The sequence below is a fragment of the Rhodococcus sp. EPR-134 genome, assembly GCF_001647205.1.
Lineage (GTDB): Bacteria > Actinomycetota > Actinomycetes > Mycobacteriales > Mycobacteriaceae > Rhodococcus_F > Rhodococcus_F qingshengii.
Map to the genome: position 1 here is coordinate 1 of NZ_LVCT01000394.1, position 1,962 is coordinate 1,962.

A 1,962-nucleotide genomic window follows, 5' to 3' on the forward strand; every position below is an offset into this window, starting at 1 on the left:
GCCGGATACCGGACCATCGCGCACGATCGTCGAGGACACGGTCGCTCGTCGAAGACGTACACCGGCAACGACATGGATACATATGCCAAGGACCTGGCTGAGCTGATCGACACACTCGACCTGAAAGACCTGGTCCTGGTTGGCCATTCGACCGGCGGCGGGGAAGTGGTCCGGTACGCGGCGCAGCACGGCAAAGGGCGCGTGGCCAAGGTGATCACCGCCGGCGCCGTACCGCCGATCATGGTCAAGTCGGACGGCAACCCCGAAGGCACACCGATCGAGGTCTTCGACGGCATCCGTGAGGGAGTTCTGCGAGACCGATCGCAGTTCTACAAGGATCTCAGCGAGAGCTTTTACGGCGCGAACCGCGAAGGTGCCGACGTCTCGCAAGGGGCGAAGGACGACTTCTGGCGGCAAGGTATGTTGGTCAATCTCGCCGCGGCCTACGACTGCGTCAAGGCATTCTCGGAGACGGACCAGACCTCCGATCTCGAAGCCATCGACGTTCCGTTCCTCATCGCTCAGGGCGACGACGATCAGATCGTGCCGATCGGCGCAGCGGCCGAGAAGGCGATCAAGCTGGTGAAGAAGGGCACGCTGAAGGTGTATCCGGGCGCACCTCACGGCATCTACGGCTCATATCAGAAGACACTGGACCAGGACATTCTCGCGTTCATCGAGGACTGACGTCAGCGAGGCGGAAGGACCGGAGTCGAAAGGACCAGAGTGGGAAGGATAAAACTGCCATGTCTACACACGTTGCCTCACTATGCAATGGCCCCAGTGTCTTCGAGAACGAACTCGGGTCGATCTCGCAACTCGACACGAGTTCGTTGCCGATCCTGTCCGGTCTGTCGATCAAACGAATTGTTCTCGGTCCCGGCGCGATCCGTGAACCACAATGGAACGTCAACGCGAACCAGATCGCCTACGTCACCAGCGGAACCGTGCTCGTCTCGATGCTGGGCAATGCTGACGAGTTCGCCAGCTTCGTGGTGCGAGCGGGGCAGATGTATCACGTCGAATCCGGCGCGATTTATCACATCGAGAATGTCGGAGAGGAGGAGGCGGAGATCATCGCTGCCCTGCGTACTTCACTCCCGCAGCACTTTTCGTTGCAGAGTAGCGTCAGCGCAATGTCGAACGCGGTGCTCGGCAACACGTACGATCTCGCCGCATCGGCCTTCGACGTCTTCGGTAGAGCCGATGCGTCCCAGATAGTTCGGCGGGACGGCGCCGCCGTCGTTCCCGATACCGCCGGCCTTCCCAACGCGCATCTCTTCGATCTCGAAGGCCAGATCGCGCCTCTCGCATATCCGTACGGACAGGCGAAAGTGGCGCGAAAGCAGTATTGGGCGGCGCTGGAGGATCTTTCGATGTACTCGTTGACTATTCGCGAGAGTGGAATGCGTGAGCCACACTGGCATCCCGTCACTGCCGAAATGGGATACGTGCATCGTGGTCACGGGCGGATGACGGTCCTCGATCCGGACGGTTCGCTCGACACCTACCTACTGGAGCCCGGTCAGGTGTATTTCGTTCCGCGTGCCTATCCCCATCACATCGAGGTTCTAGGTGACGAGGACATCAACTTCCTCATCTTCTTCGACCAGCCGACGCCGGGCGACATAGGCTACCGTGCAACGGCTTCCGCGTTCTCACGCGGCGTTCTCTCGGCCTCGTTCGGTGTTCCGGAACGGGATCTGCCGCACTTTCCTTTCACCCCGATCGATCCGCTCATCGTCTCGCGGATCAATCCGATCGACCGCCAGCACTGATCGGCAAGGACGCCCATCATGACCACCACGCTCACCGTGACCGATCACGGGACGACGCTCGACTTCACGTACGAGGACGCCATCCGCTATCACGGTCCGCAGGCCCCGGGCGGCGTGGCCCATGCCTACAAGGTTCTCGAGCGTGCTCTCGGTGTGTTCGGCGCGGAGGGCTCCGTCGAGCGTC

2 protein-coding genes are annotated in these 1,962 nt (G+C 61.1%); both read left to right on the plus strand.

Annotated features, from left to right (window positions below):
* Positions 1 to 687: alpha/beta fold hydrolase (locus A2J01_RS17940; protein ID WP_064113252.1), on the plus strand; the 687-nt coding region annotated here is incomplete at its 5' end.
* A gap of 59 nt (positions 688 to 746) precedes the next feature.
* Complete coding sequence (locus A2J01_RS17945) at positions 747 to 1,778, plus strand: cupin domain-containing protein (RefSeq protein ID WP_047270821.1); 1,032 nt, start codon at positions 747 to 749, stop codon at positions 1,776 to 1,778.
* Positions 1,779 to 1,962 lie beyond the last annotated feature (184 nt).

Bases quoted from the DNA above. Each gene is read 5' to 3' on its own strand.
- A2J01_RS17945 (WP_047270821.1), top strand. From the start codon at position 747: ATGTCTACACACGTTGCCTCACTATGCAATGGCCCCAGTGTCTTCGAG.